Annotated in this window: 12 protein-coding genes; 10 read left to right on the top strand and 2 right to left on the bottom strand. The window is 62.8% G+C overall.

The features are described from left to right. Window positions 1-36: 36 nt before the first annotated feature. From K7H91_RS06020 to K7H91_RS05990, 7 genes are all read left to right on the top strand, one after another. A complete protein-coding gene (locus K7H91_RS06020; RefSeq protein WP_230719300.1) occupies window positions 37-1050 on the top strand; it encodes a sugar ABC transporter substrate-binding protein in 1014 nt (337 codons plus the stop codon). 11 nt (window positions 1051-1061) lie between these two features. Further along, window positions 1062-3176, top strand: a complete 2115-nt coding sequence (locus tag K7H91_RS06015) for an ABC transporter permease (RefSeq protein ID WP_230719299.1) — start codon at window positions 1062-1064, stop codon at window positions 3174-3176. Further along, window positions 3173-4255 (top strand): hypothetical protein, encoded by a 1083-nt coding sequence (locus K7H91_RS06010; RefSeq protein ID WP_230719298.1) that lies wholly within the window; start codon window positions 3173-3175, stop codon window positions 4253-4255. The genes K7H91_RS06015 and K7H91_RS06010 overlap by 4 nt, the downstream gene beginning before the upstream one ends. Next, window positions 4252-5748 (top strand): sugar ABC transporter ATP-binding protein, encoded by a 1497-nt coding sequence (locus K7H91_RS06005; RefSeq protein ID WP_230719297.1) that lies wholly within the window; start codon window positions 4252-4254, stop codon window positions 5746-5748. The genes K7H91_RS06010 and K7H91_RS06005 overlap by 4 nt, the downstream gene beginning before the upstream one ends. Further along, window positions 5748-6617, top strand: a complete 870-nt coding sequence (locus K7H91_RS06000) for a hydroxymethylglutaryl-CoA lyase (RefSeq protein WP_230719296.1) — start codon at window positions 5748-5750, stop codon at window positions 6615-6617. Before K7H91_RS06005 ends, K7H91_RS06000 begins: the two co-directional genes overlap by 1 nt. Window positions 6618-6844: 227 nt before the next feature. After that, entirely contained in the window at window positions 6845-7264 is a 420-nt protein-coding gene (locus K7H91_RS05995; protein WP_230719295.1) for an RrF2 family transcriptional regulator, read from the top strand. 16 nt (window positions 7265-7280) lie between these two features. Then, a complete protein-coding gene (locus K7H91_RS05990; RefSeq protein WP_230719294.1) occupies window positions 7281-8738 on the top strand; it encodes a DUF305 domain-containing protein in 1458 nt (485 codons plus the stop codon). Between the two features lie 353 nt (window positions 8739-9091). Here K7H91_RS05990 and K7H91_RS05985 read toward each other — a convergent pair whose 3' ends face one another. After that, a complete protein-coding gene (locus K7H91_RS05985) occupies window positions 9092-9979 on the bottom strand; it encodes a LysR family transcriptional regulator (RefSeq protein WP_230719293.1) in 888 nt (295 codons plus the stop codon). A gap of 107 nt (window positions 9980-10086) precedes the next feature. Here K7H91_RS05985 and K7H91_RS05980 point away from each other — a divergent pair, with 107 nt between their 5' ends. Together K7H91_RS05980 and K7H91_RS05975 are read left to right on the top strand one after the other, a co-directional pair. Then, window positions 10087-11652 carry a proton-conducting transporter membrane subunit gene (locus K7H91_RS05980; protein WP_230719292.1) on the top strand — a complete coding sequence of 522 codons (1566 nt, stop codon included), beginning with the start codon at window positions 10087-10089 and terminating at the stop codon, window positions 11650-11652. Between the two features lie 11 nt (window positions 11653-11663). Next, window positions 11664-14048 (top strand): YbcC family protein, encoded by a 2385-nt coding sequence (locus tag K7H91_RS05975; protein WP_230719291.1) that lies wholly within the window; start codon window positions 11664-11666, stop codon window positions 14046-14048. Window positions 14049-14066: 18 nt separating this feature from the next. Here K7H91_RS05975 and K7H91_RS05970 read toward each other — a convergent pair whose 3' ends face one another. Beyond that, window positions 14067-15020 (bottom strand): AraC family transcriptional regulator, encoded by a 954-nt coding sequence (locus tag K7H91_RS05970; protein ID WP_230719290.1) that lies wholly within the window; start codon window positions 15018-15020, stop codon window positions 14067-14069. A gap of 185 nt (window positions 15021-15205) precedes the next feature. On the opposite strand from K7H91_RS05970, the gene K7H91_RS05965 reads away from it, so the two are divergent. Beyond that, the gene (locus tag K7H91_RS05965) at window positions 15206-16678 is read left to right on the top strand and encodes an alpha-glucosidase/alpha-galactosidase (protein WP_230719289.1); all 1473 of its coding nucleotides are present in this window, start codon (window positions 15206-15208) and stop codon (window positions 16676-16678) included. The last annotated feature ends 120 nt before the right edge of the window (window positions 16679-16798 follow it).

Genomic DNA, 16798 nt, shown 5'->3' with positions numbered 1-16798 from the left:
CGATTGCATCCACATTGTTCTAACTGGGAGGAGAACATGAAAACTGCATTGAGGACTATGACCCTGACCGCCGCCATGGTTGCCGCCGGTCTGACTTGTTCGGTCGCGCAGGACAAGGGACTTGAAAATCCCCGCAGCACCGCCTTTCACTCGGCGATGCAGGACAAGACGGTGGTGTTCGTACCGCTTTCCATGGGCTTCGATCTGACCGAGGGCTGGGCCGCGCAGATGCGCAAGCAGGCCGATCGTCTCGGTTACAGCTTCGAAATCCGCGACCCCGCCTGGAGCACCGACGCCGGCACCAAGGCGATCCAGTCGCTGATCAGCGAAAAGCCGGATTTGATGGTGATCCACAATCCGGATATCCAGTCCTATGCGCGGCTTCTGAAACAGGCGCAGGCGGCCGGAATCAAGATCGTTCAGATCAATCTGGAGTCCAACACCACGACCGATTCCTATGTCGGGGCCGACTGGACCGAGATCGGCCAGAAGGCCGCCGAGGCGATCGTCGAGAAATGCGACGCCGGCAAGGGCGTATCGACCAAGGTCGCGATCGATACCGGCGTGCCGACCGCGGCTTCCGACGTGTTCCAGCTCGACGGCATCTACAAGGTGCTCAACCAGCATCCGGACATCCAGGTGGTGTCGCAACAGGCGACGGAATACAATCCGGAAAAGGCCCGCTCGATCATGGCCACCGTGCTGCAGCAGCATCCGGATCTATGCGGCGCGATCGGCATCTGGGACAATCAGGACACAGGAACGGCCTCGGCGATCAAGGAAGCCGGCAAAAGCGATCAGGTCTTCCTCGTAACGTCCGGCGGCGGCAACGAGGTTGGCTGCGAGAATGTCGCCAACGGCCTGTTCAACCTCTACATCAGCTACAATGTTCCGCTTCAGGGCGACTTGCTGAACCAGGAGATCGCGCGCCTGCTGATGTCCGACAGCCCCGCAGGCGAGACGAAGTCGATGTACTTCAACCCGCTGACGCTGATCACCAAGGACAACGTGAACCAGCGCAACTGCTGGGCACTTGACGACCTCAAGTAAGGCTGCCGGGCATGGTCAACAGCAAAGCGCTGACCCGTTTGCGCTACAGGTTCTTTTCCGGCCGTCTGGTCGGGGAAGTCCTGTCCAAGAGCTGGATCGACAGCGCTATACCGGTTGCCGCCCTTCTGGTGGTGGTCGCCATCATGGCCCTGGCCATTCCCGGTTTCATCAGCGCCGCCTATCTCGCCGATCTGTCCCGGCAACTGGCGGAGTTCGGACTGGTGGCGCTGGCGCTCACCATCGTCATCATGTCCGGCGGCATCGACCTCTCGGTCGGATCAATGTTCGCGCTCAGCGTTCTTGCGGCCCTTGTCGGCATGAACGTGCTCGGACTTCCGCTCCCCGCAGCGCTGGCAATGACGCTCGCCACGGGTTTCGTATGTGGCCTGCTCAATGGCGTGCTGATCGGCTATCTTCGGCTGCGCGCCTTCATCACCACGCTTGTGACTCTGGTCATTTACCGGGCGATCTACGACATCATCTTTCCCCGGCTTGCCAGCGCGATCGTCGGCAATATGCCGGATTCGCCGGCATGGGATTATCTCGCCTTTGGCGCCTTGTACGGCTTTCCGGTGTCGTTCCTGATCTTCGCAGCCATCGCCATAGCCCTTCACATCGCCCTGTCGCGGCTTCGGCCCGGCTGGCGGCTGAGAGCCGTGGGCGGCGCGCGCAAATCTGCCTACAACGCCGGCATCAACGTCAAGCTCACCGTGTGCATGGCCTATGTCTCATCCGGCCTGTTGACGGCGATCGCGGCTTTTCTATTTTCCGCCCGGCTCGGCAGCACCGGGGCCGACACCGGCATCGGCCTTGAAATACAGGTGCTGACAGCGGTGGTGCTTGGCGGGGTGTCGCTTGGCGGCGGACGTGGCTCGGTGGGCAGCGCGATTGTCGGCGCGATCCTCGTCCTGATCCTGACGAACGGTCTCATCCGGATGTCAACGCCCGGCTCCGTCAACCAATTGGTGCTCGGGGCAACGCTTATTCTCGCCGTGCTCTTCGACGCCAAATGGGTCAAGCACCGCGGCAAGCTCCTGAGCAAGGTCTATGTCTCGCCAACCTATCTCGATCTGCCCGTGCGGGAGAAATCCGCTGCTGATCCGTTCCGCATGAATGACCGGCTCGCCGATGTCGAGATCATCGGCCTCGGCGATGTTGAAGGGCCGGAGGACGTGGTGCTCGACGGCGATGACAATCTCTATACTGGCACGCGCCACGGCAACATCGTGCGTTTTCTCGCTCCGGACTACAAGAAAAGCGAAATCTTCGCCCGGATCGGCGGCCATCCGCTTGGCCTTTCCTTCGCCGAAAACGGTGACCTTCTGACCTGCGTCGGGGGCATGGGCGTCTACAAGGTGAGCCCGGACGGGAAGGTCGATCGTGTGACCGACGAGACCAACAGAGGCTGGCTCTCGGTCATAGACGATTCCCGTCTGAGGTTGCCCGACGACCTCGATGTCGCGCCGGATGGCCGCATCTTTTTCAGCGAGGCGACAATCCGCTACGAAATGGCGGACTGGGTGGTCGATGCCTTGGAGGGCCGCGGCAATGGACGATTGCTCTGCCACGATCCCGCAAGCGGCAGAACGCGGACACTGTTGCGCGGCCTGATCTTTCCGAACGGCATCACCATCTGCCGCGACGGCCAGTCGCTGCTGTTTGCCGAGACCTGGGCATGCCGCATCTCGCGTTACTGGTTCGACGGGCCAAAGAAGGGAAGGCGCGAGGTTGTGGTCGGCAATCTTCCAGGCTACCCCGACAATATCAATCGCGGCTCCGACGGGACCTACTGGATCGCGCTTCTCGGTCTCAGAACCCGGACTTTCGATCTTGCCATGCGCAAGCCCGGCTTCCGCCGCCGCATGGCCAAGAGAATAGCATCTGACGAATGGCTGTTTCCGAATGTCAATCGCGGCTGCGTGGCGCGGATGTCCGAGGCCGGAGATATCCTGGACGTGCTTTGGGACCGAACGGGTCATAATCACCCCTCGATCACCTCGACCTGCGAGCACAAGGGTTATCTCTATATGGGGGGTGTATCGAACAACCGGATCGGCCGGATTCGCCTGCCGGATGCGGATCCGGACTGGACGTCCCGCGATGACTACTGGGGGAGGCGCCGATGAGCCTGCTTTCACGTATTTTCGCGTTCTTGGCCAGAGACGACGAGGACGCGCTCAGCGTTCCGCCGATGGATGGCGTCTACAAGCCAAACAGCCTGCTCGACGCCGCCGAGCGCGTAATCACGCTGCCCGCGATCGACAACCTCGCTGTCTCGCCTTCGGGTCTTTATTGTTCGAGCGGCGGCAAGGTGCTGCGCGTCGACCCGCGTGGCGGCTCCCATACCCTCGTCCACGCTTTCGATGGCCAGGTATCGATGCTTGCCGCCGCCGCGAACGGCGACCTCGCCGCAGCAGTGGAAAATATCGGCGTCATGCTTCTCCGGCCGTCCGGAGAAACCGTTGTGCTTGACCTGCCGGACGATTTCCGTTCCTGCGTAACCGCCGGTCTGTTCGAGAGCGACGACCAGCTTCTGCTTGCCATCGGTTCGCTGAAAAATCCGGTATCGGACTGGAAGCGGGATCTGATGAGCCATGGCGACAGCGGGCAGATTGTTCGCCATACGATCTCGAGCGGCGCGACCGACGTGCTTTCGACCGGCTTGCGCTTTCCCTACGGGATCGTCCGTCTTGACGACGGTGCGATTGCGGTCACTGAGAGCTGGCGGCACAGGATCGTCAGGATTGATGACGCGCGCACTTTGCTCGACGAACTGCCCGCCTATCCGGCGCGGCTCACGGTCGCTTCCGGCGGCGGCTTCTGGCTGGCGCTGTTCGGGCCGCGCCGCCAGTTGACCGAATTCGTGTTGCGGGAAGACGACTATCGCAGGGAGATGATGGCAACGATTGCGCCGGAAGCCTGGATCGGCCCGGATTTTGCCGACGCCAGTGATGAGGAACAGCCGCTTCAGTCGGGCTCGGTGCGGCAGATGGGTGTCATGAAACCCTGGGCGCCGTCGCGTTCCTATGGGCTGGTGGTCCGGCTGGATGCCGACATGCGGCCGGTGGCGAGCTATCATTCCCGCGCCGACGGAACCGTCCACGGCATTGCGTCGATCGCCGAGTATGAGGGCGCACTGTACGCCGCCTCCCGCGGCGGCGGGGCGCTGGTCCGCCTCGATCTGAAGGCGGGAGCCAAGTCATGAGCAATATCGTCGAATTCAGAAACGCCACCAAGAAATTCCGCAGCGTCGCGGCATTCAGAAATGTCGACTTCACGCTTCGAAAAGGCGAGATTCACGCGTTGCTGGGTGAGAATGGCGCCGGAAAATCGACGCTGACGAAGGTGCTGGCCGGGCTTTATCCGCTGAGCGAAGGCGAAATGCTGGTGGAAGGCAAGCCGCGCAGCTTCGGGTCTCCTGCAGAGGCGCTCTCCCACGGCGTCGCCATGGTGTTCCAGGAGACCAACCTCATACCCTCCATGACCGTGGCGCAGAACATATTTCTCGGCGAGGAAAATTTCTTCAACCGCCTGCGGGGCGTCAACATCCGGGCGCAGCAGCAGTTGCAGCGTCTGAGTTTTCATGTGGAGCCCACCGCTCTGGTCTCCTCGCTCGGCGCCGCCAAGAAGCAGATGGTCGAGATCGCTCGAGCTGTGCAGCACAATGCCCGAATTTTTATCTTCGATGAGCCGACCGCCACGCTGACGCCGGAGGAAAAGCAGCATTTCTTCGCGCTCATCGAGCGGCTGAAAGCCGATGGCGGCTCGATCATCTTCATCAGCCACGCGCTGGAGGAGGCTTTGGCGGTCGCAGATCGCATCTCGATCCTGCGCGACGGCGAGCTTGTGGTGACCGATGAAACCCGCAACTTCACCCGCCAACGCATCGTCCAGTCCATGGTCGGCCGGCAACTGGAGAACGAACTCTACGGCGGGGCGGAACGGCGCGTGGCGCGGCCGGCCGGGCGAAAGGTTCTGGCGCTCGAGAACGTTTCCATGGGCAAGACGGTCCGCAGCGCCACCATGTCGGTCTTTGCGGGTCAGATCACCGGCATGTTCGGCCTTGTCGGCGCTGGGCGCACTGAAATGATGAAGATTGCAGCCGGCGTGCTCAAGCGTGATTTCTTTCATGGGGGGCGCATCCGGCTCAATGGCCGCGCCGTCCGCTTCAGCCAGCCGCGCGGCGCCGTGAACAACCGCATCGCCTATATTACCGAGGATCGGAAGCTCGATGGCCTTTTCGATACGATGGACATCGCGCAGAACATTTTCTACGGCAAGCTTGCCAAACGCGCCAACCCGGTCTCGGTGGTAACGATGTCGGAGGCGCGCCGCGAAGCCGCCGAATGGATCCGGCGGCTCGGGATCCGCACCATCCGGGAAAACGCCAGGGTCGTCGAGCTGTCCGGCGGCACCCAGCAGAAGGTCGTGATCGCCAAGAGCCTGATCCAGGCGCCGGACCTCATCATCTTCGACGAGCCGACGCGCGGGGTTGATGTCGGCGCCATCGCGGAAATCCACGAACTGATCCAGGAGCTTGCCGATGCGGGCGCGGCGGTGGTCGTGATCTCATCCTACCTTCCGGAAATCCTTGCCATTTCCGATCGCATCCTCGTCGCCCGTCAGGGCCGCATCGTGGAGGAAATGTCGGTCGAGGAGGCAAGCGAGGAAAAGATCATGTATGCGGCGGTCCACTGATGGAAGAAAGCCGCAAGGTTACCATCGTCGAGGTCGGGCCGCGCGACGGACTGCAAAATGAAAAGGCGAAGATATCGACGCGGGACAAGCTTGCGCTGATCCGCATGCTGTCCGAGGCGGGCTTTTCCCGCATTGAGGCGACGGCGTTCGTCTCGCCGAAATGGGTGCCGCAGATGGCTGATCACGATGCCGTCATGCGCGGGGCGCAAAGACGCCCCGGTCTGTTGCTGTCAGCGCTGGTTCCCAACGAGAAAGGCGCAGTTGCGGCGATTGCCGCCGGCGCTCAGGAGCTAGCGGTCTTTGCCAGCGCCTCGGAGACTTTCGCCGAGAAGAACACCAATTGCACGATCGCCGAGAGCATCGCGCGTTTCCGGCCCGTCCTTGCGCTGGCCGGGCAGCACGGCCTGCCGGTGCGGGGCTATGTCTCCTGCGCCGTCGATTGTCCTTATGAAGGGGCGGTCGCGCCCGAAGCGGTCCGCGATGTTTGCGAACGGCTACTTGAAATCGGCTGCAGCGAAGTGGCGGTCGCCGATACGATTGGCCGGGCAACGCCCGCGCGGACCGACCGCATGCTCTCGACGGTAATGAAATCGGTTGTGGCAGAGCGGCTCGCCTGCCATTTCCACGACACTTCGGGGATGGCGCTTGCCAATATCGATATCGCGCTTGCCGGCGGCATCCGCGTCTTCGACAGCGCCGCCGGCGGGCTCGGCGGGTGTCCCTATGCGCCCGGCGCCGCCGGCAATCTCGCCAGCGGCCGTCTAGTGCGGCATCTGTCCGATCGCGGCTTTGTTCACGGCGTCAACTCAGAGGCCCTGGAGCGGGCGGAGCAATTCGCGGCTCGTCTGCGCTTGGCCGCTCGTGATTGAGGCAGGTGAACGGCGGACCAAGGCTTTTATCGGGATGCGCTATCGCTATCATCAGATGCCTTGCCCGTTTAGCAAAGCGTGTCGGGCAGAGACTGCTCGGGGCATTTCCATTTCCTTGGAGAGGCATGTCTAAGACACATAGCAGAACTGCTGCAGCGCCTTGTTGCCACCAAGCAAAATAACCTTTAATTGGTATTTTAAATGCCAATTAAAGGTTATGACGGGTCATGCGTCTGACGAGTTTCACGGACTACGGGCTTCGGGCCCTGATGCGGATTGCGAGCGATCCCGAACGGGTGTTCTCGACGGCGGAGATCGCCGAGGAGTTCAAGGTCTCCCGCAATCACCTCAACAAGATCATGCAGCGGCTTGCCCATCACGGCATTGTCGATACCCGCAGAGGGGCGGGCGGCGGAGCGATCCTTGCGCGTCCTGCTGCCGAGATCGGGCTTGGCGAGATCATTCGGCTTCTCGAGGAGGGGCAGTCCCTCGTCGAGTGCTTTTCACCGGTCGGCGATTGCAGCGTCACGCCGGTCTGTCGCCTCAAATATACACTTGCTGCTGCTGAAGCAGCCTTTCTGGCCGAGTGTGATCGTAAGACACTCGCCGACATTGCCCTGCCGGCAGAAAAGCCGGCAATTGCCTGACCAAAGGAGGCACCTCATGTTTTCCCTCAACCAACGAACGAACCGTGCCCTCGCCGGGTTCCTCGGCTTAGGGGCCGCCCTGGCCCCGATCTCGGCCTCCGCCCATGTGAAGTGGTTTGCGCCCTATATCGTCGACGCCGCGCCTGCGCCGCTCACGCGCACGCTGAGTGATCCGTATTTCTGGACCGGCATCGTCCTGGTTCTGGTCTTCTTCATCGCCGCACGACTGATCGAGCGCAGCACGGCCGGTACCGCCACGCTGGACGCGATGGACCGGGTGACCGATCCGCTGTGGCGACATCTTGACACCTTTATGCGCATCGTCGTTGCCGGGTTTTTCGTGGCGATCTTCGCGGTCGGCGGCATTTACCTGACGCCCGACCTGCAGACGCCCGCCGAATGGGTCAGTTGGCTGCAGCTTCTGATCGCCGCCGGCATCGTGTCGCGCAAGACCATGCCGCTGTCTGCAGCCGGCATCATCTTCCTGTGGGTTCTGGCGCTGCGCGATTACGAGTTTTTCCATCTGCTCGACTATCTGGCGCTTGGCGTTGCGGTCGCGGGCTATCTGGTGCTTGAAAGCTCCAACCGCCCGGAATGGCGCAAGCATCGCTTCGAACTGCTGCGTTGGGGCGTCGCCATCGCGCTGATGTGGTCGAGTCTTGAAAAATTCGCCTATCCGGAATGGTTCTATCCGCTGGTGGTCGAAAAGCCCTTCCTGACATTCGGCATCCCGCGCGACATGTTCATCCCGATGGCGGGTGTCGCCGAATTCACCATGGGCTTCGGCCTGCTGGCGACGCCGCTCATCCGCAGGCTTTCGGCAATCGCGCTTTTCGTGATCTTCAATGCCGCCGTTTATCCCTTCGGCCGGATCGACCTGATCGGCCATGCGCTGATCATGGCCATTATCGTCGCCATCGCGGTCGACCATACAAGGGAGCTGCATTTCTGGGGCTGGATCCGGCGCTCGCTTGTCGGCGTGCCGCTCGGCCTTGCCTCGGCGCTGGTGATCTTTGCGACCGCCTATTGGGGCCTTCATGCCGCCTTCTTTGGTCCGGACGCCCAGACCATGGCCGAGTTGCGCACCGAGCAGACCGAGATGGCCACCCACACCTTCTCGCTTGAGTACCCGCATGGGCCGATCGCTTCCCCCGGTATGAGCGGCGACAATAACGGGCAGGGAGCAGAAGCCCCGGATGCCGGCACGCTGACGGTGACCGAAGCCTATGAACAGTCGATGATGGGCATGCATGAAGAGATGATGGAAGGTCTGCGTCACGACAATCCCGACGTGGCCTTCGTGCTCGGCATGATCCCGCATCACCAGGGCGCAATCGACATGGCCCGCATCCAGCTTGCCGCCGGGTCGGATCGCACCAATATGGCGCTGGCGCAGCATATCATCGCCGAGCAGCAGAAGGAGATCGAGGCCATGCGTGCATGGCTCCGTCAGCGCGGTATTGAAAGCGAGTGATCGCCGGGTCACACATAGGTTATTGAAGGGGCGGGCGATGCTTCGCCCCTGCAGCCGCAGGGCGGCAAGACGGATTTGAAAGCCGCCTTGCCGCCTCGCCTTATGACGGAGAGGGTAGGGGCTGTGACACCGGTCCGAATCCCGTTGCACGCGACAGAATGGAAACCGGCATCGCCATGGAGGGCTGGCGAAGTCATTCCGGATTTCGGTGATCTGCTGACCTATAGCAAAGTGCTGGCGAAGGGGCAGGGCCTTCTTTCGGCGCAATCGCAGGAATAGCGGCCGCCTTCCGCAGCGGCAGGCCTGCCGCTGGCTGACCTTTCCTCTATCGAGGACAGCTTGTTCCGGAGCCGTCAATTTGAAGCGCCACGAGCCTCATAGGCGCTCAGCAACTCGGCAACCAGCGGGTTCGGAAAACGGCGATGCAGGGTGATGGCGAAGAATTCTTCCCTGAGGCCCTCCAGCCTGCCGAGTTCGATGAGACGGCCCGAGGCGAGTTCGTCTCTCACGACAATCGGCGGGATGACCGCAAGACCGGCATTGGCGCGGGCCAGCAGGCGCAGCATGGCCATGTCATCGGCTTCGGCGGCAATGCGCGTGGAAATGCCACGTTGCTCCACCAACGCATCGAAGGAGGCACGCAGCGCCGATTCCGGCGTTGGCAGGATCAGGGGATGCGCAGACAGGAGCTCCGGTAACGGCCGCCCCACGAGTTCGGACGCTGTCGGAGGCCCAATCAGGCTGACCGGTTGCGCCGACAGGGCGTGCACCAGATAGGGGCTGGATGCATCGCGCGCCGGCACGAGATTTGTCAGCACCACATCGATCGACAGCGCTTCGAGCGCGCGTAACAGCTCCGGCTGAGCGCCTGAGCGTAGCACCACCTCGACATCGGAGCGGCCGATCAGGGGGTCGATGAACCCGATCTGGAAGTTTCTGGAAAGCGTTGCCAGCGCGCCGACGCGCAAGGCCCGGCGCGCCGTTCCCGCATTCCTCAGCGTGGCCGTCAGATCTTCCGCCGCCCGGAAGATCGCTTCGGCATGATCCAGCGCGATCCGGCCGGCCTCGGTCAACACAAGCCCCCGGCCGCGCCGTTCGAAAAGGTCATGACCGAGAGCCGCTTCCAGCGTCCTGATCTGTGATGACAGGGCCGATTGCGAGAGGTTCAGGGCCCGTGCCGCCCCGGTCAGCGTGCCATCCCGGGCGACAGCCCGGAACAGTCTCAGGTGGTGGAGGTTCAACGCCTTTCACTTTCATAAAACAGAACGTTTTCGAAGAATATATGTAATTTTTTCAATGAAAGCGAGGCGCTATATCGGCGGCATGTTCAATCGCCCGTGAGGTTTCCATGTCGCATCTCGTTTTCTGGCCGCTCCTGGCGCCGATCGTCTTGCTGGCCGCCGCCGCCATCTCGATCGTCCGTCCCGGCCGCCGCCCGGGACGGTATCCCATGATCGCCGAGGCAAGCGCGCTCGCAGCTTTCGGTTTCGCCCTGGCCGGCCTGGCGCAGCTTCTGTTCTCCGGCCCCGCCACGGCGAGCCTTTTCAAGGGCCCGTTCACGCTTGCCGTCCGGCTCGATCCCGTCAGCGTGACGATGACGCTGCTGGTGGCCTTCATCGGCTGGGTGGTGATGCGTTATTCCCGCCGCTATCTCGACGGCGAAGCGCGGGAGGGCCGGTTTCACGGCCTTATGCTGGCCGCTCTGGCCGCGGTTCAGATCGTTGTCCAGTCCGGAAGCCTGACGCTGCTTTTCCTCGGTTTCGTCGCCATCGGCATCTGCCTGAAGAGGCTGCTGCTGTTCTATCCGGAGCGTCCTGCCGCCAGGCGGGCCGCGGCGAAATTCGCGCTCGTCTGGCATGCCGGCGATGTGGCGCTTTTCTGCGCCGCCGCCCTGTTCTTTGCCGGCATGGGGACGGTCGAACTCGGCGCGTTGTTTCAGGCCGTCGGACCGCATTTGTCATTCACCGGGCCTCTGGCCGTCGGTTGCCTCGTGCTGGCGGCAGCCCTGAAGGCTGCAACCTTCCCGCTGCACGGCTGGCTGACCGAGGTCATGGAGGCGCCGACGCCGGTTTCCGCCCTGCTTCACGCCGGCATCATCAATGCGGGCGGGTTCCTGCTGATCCGGACGGCCGATCTCGTGCAGGCGAGCCCCGGCGCGATGGGCGTCGTCGTTGCCCTTGGCGGGTTGACCGCACTTTTCGGCGCGGTGGTGATGTTGACGCAGAGCGCGGTCAAGACGGCGCTCGCCTGGTCGACGATCTCGCAGATGGGCTTCATGCTGCTGCAATGCGGTCTCGGCCTGTGGCCGCTGGCGCTTTTGCATATTGTCGCCCACTCGCTCTACAAGGCCCATGCCTTCCTGTCGTCGGGCGGGGCCATCGCGGCGGTCGCCAATCTGCGCCGGCCGGGCCCGATCGCCATCCCGGGCGTTGCCAACGTCCTGCGATCCTTTGCCATCGCGCTGGTCCTCTACGGTCTTGTGTCCGTCGTCTTCTCGCTGGCTGCGGGCCCGAAAACGCCGCAGGCGCTCGCAATCGGCGCGATGCTGATCTTCGGCGTCGCCTATCTGGTGGCGCAGGGGCTGGCCGACGCCGCGCCCGCGGAACTGACATGGCGCACGTCGCTTTCGGCGCTGTTCGTCGCGCTTGCCTATTTCACCTTCCAGCAGATCGCAAAGCTGATGTGGGGCGCAAGCCTGCCGCATGCGCCGGTCGCGGGCCCGCTTGAATGGGCGTTGATCGTGCTGGCCGTTGTGTCCTTCGGCCTTGTCGCCTTTGCCCAGGCTCTGTTCCCGCTCTGGGCGCACCACCCGTCTACGGCAGGGCTCAGGGTCCACATCGCGAACGGCCTTTATCTCAACGCGCTGCTCGACCGCTTCATCGGCGGCTATCGGCAGGCGAAATCCAGACAGTGAAAGGAATTTCCATGTTTATCGATCACGGCCACCGCGCCCCTCTGGAGGCGACGGACATTATCGAGGCGGGCAGGCGGGCGATCCGGGCCGTGCCGCCGGCCTTCCCGCTGGAAGCGACGGTTGCGGTCAATCCGTTTCTCGGTCAGACCGGGCAGGATTTCGCCACGGCGTCCGCGCGCCTCGCGCGGTGCGCAGGCGTAAGTCTCACCCAGACAAGGCGGTCCTACCAGGCGAACATCGCCTCGGGCTGCATCCGCGATGAAGATCTCCTCGCCGCGCTTCAGGCGAGCCCGGCCGCCGGAAAGCCGCACAGCCTCGCTCAACTGAAGGATATGGCGAGCAAGGAGCGGCCCTTGCCGAGGCCCGTGCCGACGATCGCCGATCTGGCCGCCGAACTTTCCGGTACCGACTGGCCGGCGATCATTGAAAAGACGATCGGACTGTGGGCCGCAGGCTATTTTGATCGCGGACAGGCGCCCTGGTCGCCGGCGCCGAACCAGCGCGCATTCTCTGCCTGGCGGACCTGGGCGAGCCGCGACCTGACCCCGGAGATCGCCGGGCTTTCCGGCTTTTGCGCGCATGTGTCCGCAGCACCCGATACGCCGGAGCAGGCGATCCTCAGGGCCTGTGGCCGGCTGAAGGTCAATCCGCGGGCGGCGGAGTTTCTCTTCCATCGGCTGATCATGGACCTCGGCGGCTGGGCGCAGCATGCCCGCTGGCTGCTGTGGCGCGCCGAGCAGGACGGAGCGTCCGACGAGACGCTGGGCGACCTGCTGGCCATTCGGCTGATCTGGGAAGATGCGCTGCTGGAGCGGTATCCGGAACTCACCGAAGGCTTTCAGGCAACGCTTTCGGCGCATGCCGCGCCGCTTGCGCCCACGCAGGACCAGGTAATCGACGAGATCCTGCAGGACGCTTCGGAGCGGGCATATCTGCGCGCGCTCTCCGCGAGCCTTGCCGCGGCGAAGCCGCAGGCTGGCAACCGTCCGGCGCTGCAGGCGGCGTTCTGCATCGACGTGCGCTCGGAAGTCTTCCGGCGGGCGCTGGAAAACCAGAGCCCGGATATCGAGACGATCGGCTTTGCGGGCTTTTTCGGCCTGCCGGTTGCCCACCGGGACCATGGTTCGGATATCGAGGAAAGCCATCTTCCAGTGCTGCTGAAACCGGCGCTGCGATCGACCGGCCACGGCACTGCGGAGAGTGAAAACAACACCCGCATCAAGGCGCGGACGATCCGGGCTCTCGGACGGTTCCGCCAGGCGGCGGTCTCGTCCTTTGCCTATGTGGAAGCTGCCGGACCGTTCTATGCCGGCAAGCTGGTGAAGGACACGCTTGGCCTGGGCGGCAAGGGGCCTGCATGTTGCCGCTCTGCCCCGAAACTGGATCCTGAACTTACCGCAGAGGCGAAGGTCGCCACGGCCGCCGCCGTCTTGAAGGCGATGAGCCTCACGCGCGGTCACGCCCAAACGGTTCTGCTGGTCGGCCATGGCGCCAATGTCACGAACAATCCGCACAGGAGCGCCTATCACTGCGGGGCTTGCGGGGGCTATTCGGGCGAGGTCTCGGCAAGGCTGCTGGCCAGCCTGCTGAACGATGACGAGACCCGCGCCGGCCTGCCCGGCCACGGCATCGACCTGCCGCAAGACACCCGTTTTGTTGCCGCCTTGCACGATACGACGACGGATGAGATCACCGTGTTCGACACAGATTGTCCGTCCGCAAAGAACGAGATGGGACCTGTGCGGGCATGGCTGCAGCGCGCGGGCGCGCAGGCGCGCGCCGAAAGGGCCATCCGCCTGCCGGGCGCCAGCGCCAAGTCGATTTCGGCCAGGGCTGCCGACTGGTCGGAGATCAGGCCCGAATGGGGCCTTGCCGGATGCGCTGCCTTCATCGCCGCGCCGCGCCATGTGACGGCCGGGGCCAGCCTTGACGGACGCACCTTTCTGCACAGCTATGACTGGCGGGCGGATGAGGACTTCAGGACGCTGGAACTGATCCTGACCGCGCCGGTGGTCGTCGCAAGCTGGATCAGTCTGCAATATTACGGCTCCACGGTTGCGCCGGAGACTTTCGGCGGCGGCAACAAGCTGATCCACAACGTGGTCGGCGGCATTGGCGTGGTGGAGGGCAATGGCGGCCGCCTGCGGCCCGGCCTGCCGTGGCAGACCCTTCACAATGGCGAAAATCTGGAGCATGCGCCCCTCAGGCTATTGGTGCTGATCGAGGCCCCGGAGGAGGCGATCGCCCGCGTCCTCGATACCCACCCCGAAGTCAAGGAACTGTTCGACAATCGCTGGCTTCATCTGTTCGCCCTGAAAGACGGACAGATTGCAAAGCGGTATCACGCGGAGGGCGATTGGAAGGAGGAGCGGCCGACCGAACTGGCGTCCCAATAAACTACGGGCAAATAGTCCCTAGGCCATGTCCGTTTCCGGATACTCGACCGGGTGCTTTTGCAGCGCGGGGGCGGCGGTTTCGGTGTTCATTGTCATGATGCTGGCGGCAAGGCCGATCTTTCTGAACTCCGTGGGGCTGACGCGGAAATAGCGGCGGAACACTTTGGCGAAATAGTTCGGGTCGGCGAAGCCGGCCATGCCGGAGACTTCTTTGACGGTATGGTCGCCGCTTGCCAAAAGCCGGGTCGATTGCTTCAGGCGGCGCAGGAGCACGTATTCTGCGGGCGGCATGCCCTCCGACTGGGCGAAAAGCCGTGAGAAATGCGAGCGGCTGAAGCCTGAAATCTCGGCCAGCCTGTCCACCGGCAACGGCTTATCGAGATTGGCATCGATATAATGGATAACCCGCTGCATCGCCCGGCTTTCCACCGGCGGCATGGTGTGAACCCCGAAAACGTCATCATAAAGCAGCATGGTCACCTGATAGGCGACGGCGGAAGCCCGGGCCGGGGTGTCGGTTTCCGACGAAAGCAGGCGTGAGAGACAATCGGCAAGCTGGTTGACTGTCTCCTCCTTGAGTTTCAGCACCGGGCCGGTGGTCGCCAGAACCGCTCTTTGGATGCGCATCGCCTCCTCGCCATTGAGCGAGATCCAGAAGAACTCCCACATGCCGTCCGCTTCCAGCCAATATCGGTGGTTGTGCGGGATCAGGGTGAGCATGGTTTCACCCGGACGGATACGATAGGTCTGGTTTTCAAAACGCAGGTTTCCCGCACCGGCAATCGTGTACTGGATCACCGAAAACGGGCTCTGGCCGCGACGCCTTCCATCCCACTGATAATCCGGCTTGGTTCGGATTTCATAGCCGGCGCTGACCGGCATGGCATGCAGGTCCTGATGGCCGCGCGGCAGCGAAATCAGCCGCCCGATCGGTGCTTTTGCCCGCATTTCCCGCAGCACAGAATTACCCATGAAAGCACAATCCCTCTCTGTGATGTCCTCCTGACTGCTGCATAATGCGGTTCGGGAGTTTGAAACACAAGCGCTACAGTCAGAACGTATCGACCTGGGGCACGCCCTTCGTTGCGCCCTGCCGGTTGGTCCTCTGTTGCGTTGGATTTTACCCTGCATGTTGGTCTTAGTTCAGGGAGGCGGCTATGAGCGCTTTCAAAATAGCCATTATCGGCGCTGGCAGCGTCGGTTTCACCAAGACGCTGTTCAAGGATATTCTGTGCGTTCCGGAGTTCGCGGACATCGAAGTGGCGCTGACAGATATCAGCGAGAAAAATCTGACGATGGTGAAAACGATCCTCGAGAAGATCGTTGAGGCCAACGGCCTGCCGACCACCGTCACCGCGACCACAGACCGCCGCAAGGCAATCGAGGGCGCGCGCTATGTGATTTCCTGCGTGCGCGTCGGCGGGCTTGAGGCCTATGCCGACGATATCCGCATTCCGCTGAAATACGGCGTCGACCAGTGCGTCGGCGATACGATCTGCGCCGGCGGCATTCTTTACGGCCAGCGCAACATTCCGGTCATTCTGGATTTCTGCAAGGATATCCGCGAAGTGGCCGAGCCCGGCGCCCGCTTCCTCAACTATGCCAATCCGATGGCGATGAACACCTGGGCCGCGAATGAATACGGCAAGGTCGATACGATCGGCCTGTGCCATGGCGTCCAGCACGGCGCGGAGCAGATCACCGAGGTACTCGGCGCAAAACCGGGCGAGCTCGATTATATCTGCTCGGGCATCAACCATCAGACCTGGTTCACCGATCTGCGCGTCAACGGCCGCAAAATCGGTAAAGACGAGCTGATCGCCGCCTTCGAGGCCCATCCGGTGATCTCGAAACAGGAAAAGGTCCGCATCGACGTGCTGAAGCGGTTCGGCGTCTACTCGACCGAAAGCAACGGCCACCTGTCCGAATACCTGCCCTGGTATCGCAAGCGCCCGGAGGAAATCACCCGCTGGATCGACATGTCCGACTGGATCCATGGCGAGACCGGCGGCTATCTGCGCTACACCGCGGAAAACCGCAACTGGTTCGAGACCGAATATGACGGCTTCCTTGAAGATGCGGCAAAACCCATCGACCCGAAGAAGCGGTCGAGCGAACATGCTAGCTACATCCTCGAAGGGCTGGAGACCGGCCGGGTCTATCGCGGCCATTTCAACCGCAAGAACAACGGCGTGATCACCAATCTGCCGGATGACTGCATCATTGAATCGCCCGGCTTCGTCGACCGCTTCGGCCTCAACATGGTTGCCGGCATCACCTTGCCGGAGGCCTGTGCTGCAACCTGCATGGCCTCGATCAACGTGCAGCGCATGTCCGTTCATGCCGCCGTGACCGGCGACCTCGATCTTCTGAAACTGGCCGTCCTGCACGATCCGCTGGTCGGCGCCGTCTGCACGCCGGAGGAGGTGTGGCAGATGGTGGACGAGATGGTCGTCGCCCAGGCCGAATGGCTGCCGCAATATGCCCACGCCATCGACGGCGCGAAAGAGCGGCTTGCAAAGGCAACGGTCAAGACCCGCGAATGGGAAGGGGCGGCCCGCCGCCAGATCCGTTCGGTGGACGAAATGCGCGAGGAAAAGGAAGCCGAGCGCGCGGCGGCCAACGCCTGACGTTTTTAATCTCGACCGGTCCGGCGGCATGCCGGTCTGGTCTTTCCTGTTCCGGCGGTCTTGTGGGTAGGAGCCTTGCCGTCGGAACAACCGGCGAACGGCCATGCGCCTTCGCAATCT

This window comes from Martelella mediterranea (assembly GCF_021021415.1).
GTDB classification, from domain to species: domain Bacteria; phylum Pseudomonadota; class Alphaproteobacteria; order Rhizobiales; family Rhizobiaceae; genus Martelella; species Martelella mediterranea_C.
This window is presented reverse-complemented; position numbering and strand designations above follow the sequence as displayed.

Coding starts and splice junctions, on each gene's coding strand:
- K7H91_RS06020 (WP_230719300.1), top strand. CDS start 37: ATGAAAACTGCATTGAGGACTATGACCCTGACCGCCGCCATGGTTGCC.
- K7H91_RS06015 (WP_230719299.1), top strand. CDS start 1,062: ATGGTCAACAGCAAAGCGCTGACCCGTTTGCGCTACAGGTTCTTTTCC.
- K7H91_RS06010 (WP_230719298.1), top strand. CDS start 3,173: ATGAGCCTGCTTTCACGTATTTTCGCGTTCTTGGCCAGAGACGACGAG.
- K7H91_RS06005 (WP_230719297.1), top strand. CDS start 4,252: ATGAGCAATATCGTCGAATTCAGAAACGCCACCAAGAAATTCCGCAGC.
- K7H91_RS06000 (WP_230719296.1), top strand. CDS start 5,748: ATGGAAGAAAGCCGCAAGGTTACCATCGTCGAGGTCGGGCCGCGCGAC.
- K7H91_RS05995 (WP_230719295.1), top strand. CDS start 6,845: ATGCGTCTGACGAGTTTCACGGACTACGGGCTTCGGGCCCTGATGCGG.
- K7H91_RS05990 (WP_230719294.1), top strand. CDS start 7,281: ATGTTTTCCCTCAACCAACGAACGAACCGTGCCCTCGCCGGGTTCCTC.
- K7H91_RS05980 (WP_230719292.1), top strand. CDS start 10,087: ATGTCGCATCTCGTTTTCTGGCCGCTCCTGGCGCCGATCGTCTTGCTG.
- K7H91_RS05975 (WP_230719291.1), top strand. CDS start 11,664: ATGTTTATCGATCACGGCCACCGCGCCCCTCTGGAGGCGACGGACATT.
- K7H91_RS05970 (WP_230719290.1), bottom strand. CDS start 15,020: ATGGGTAATTCTGTGCTGCGGGAAATGCGGGCAAAAGCACCGATCGGG.
- K7H91_RS05965 (WP_230719289.1), top strand. CDS start 15,206: ATGAGCGCTTTCAAAATAGCCATTATCGGCGCTGGCAGCGTCGGTTTC.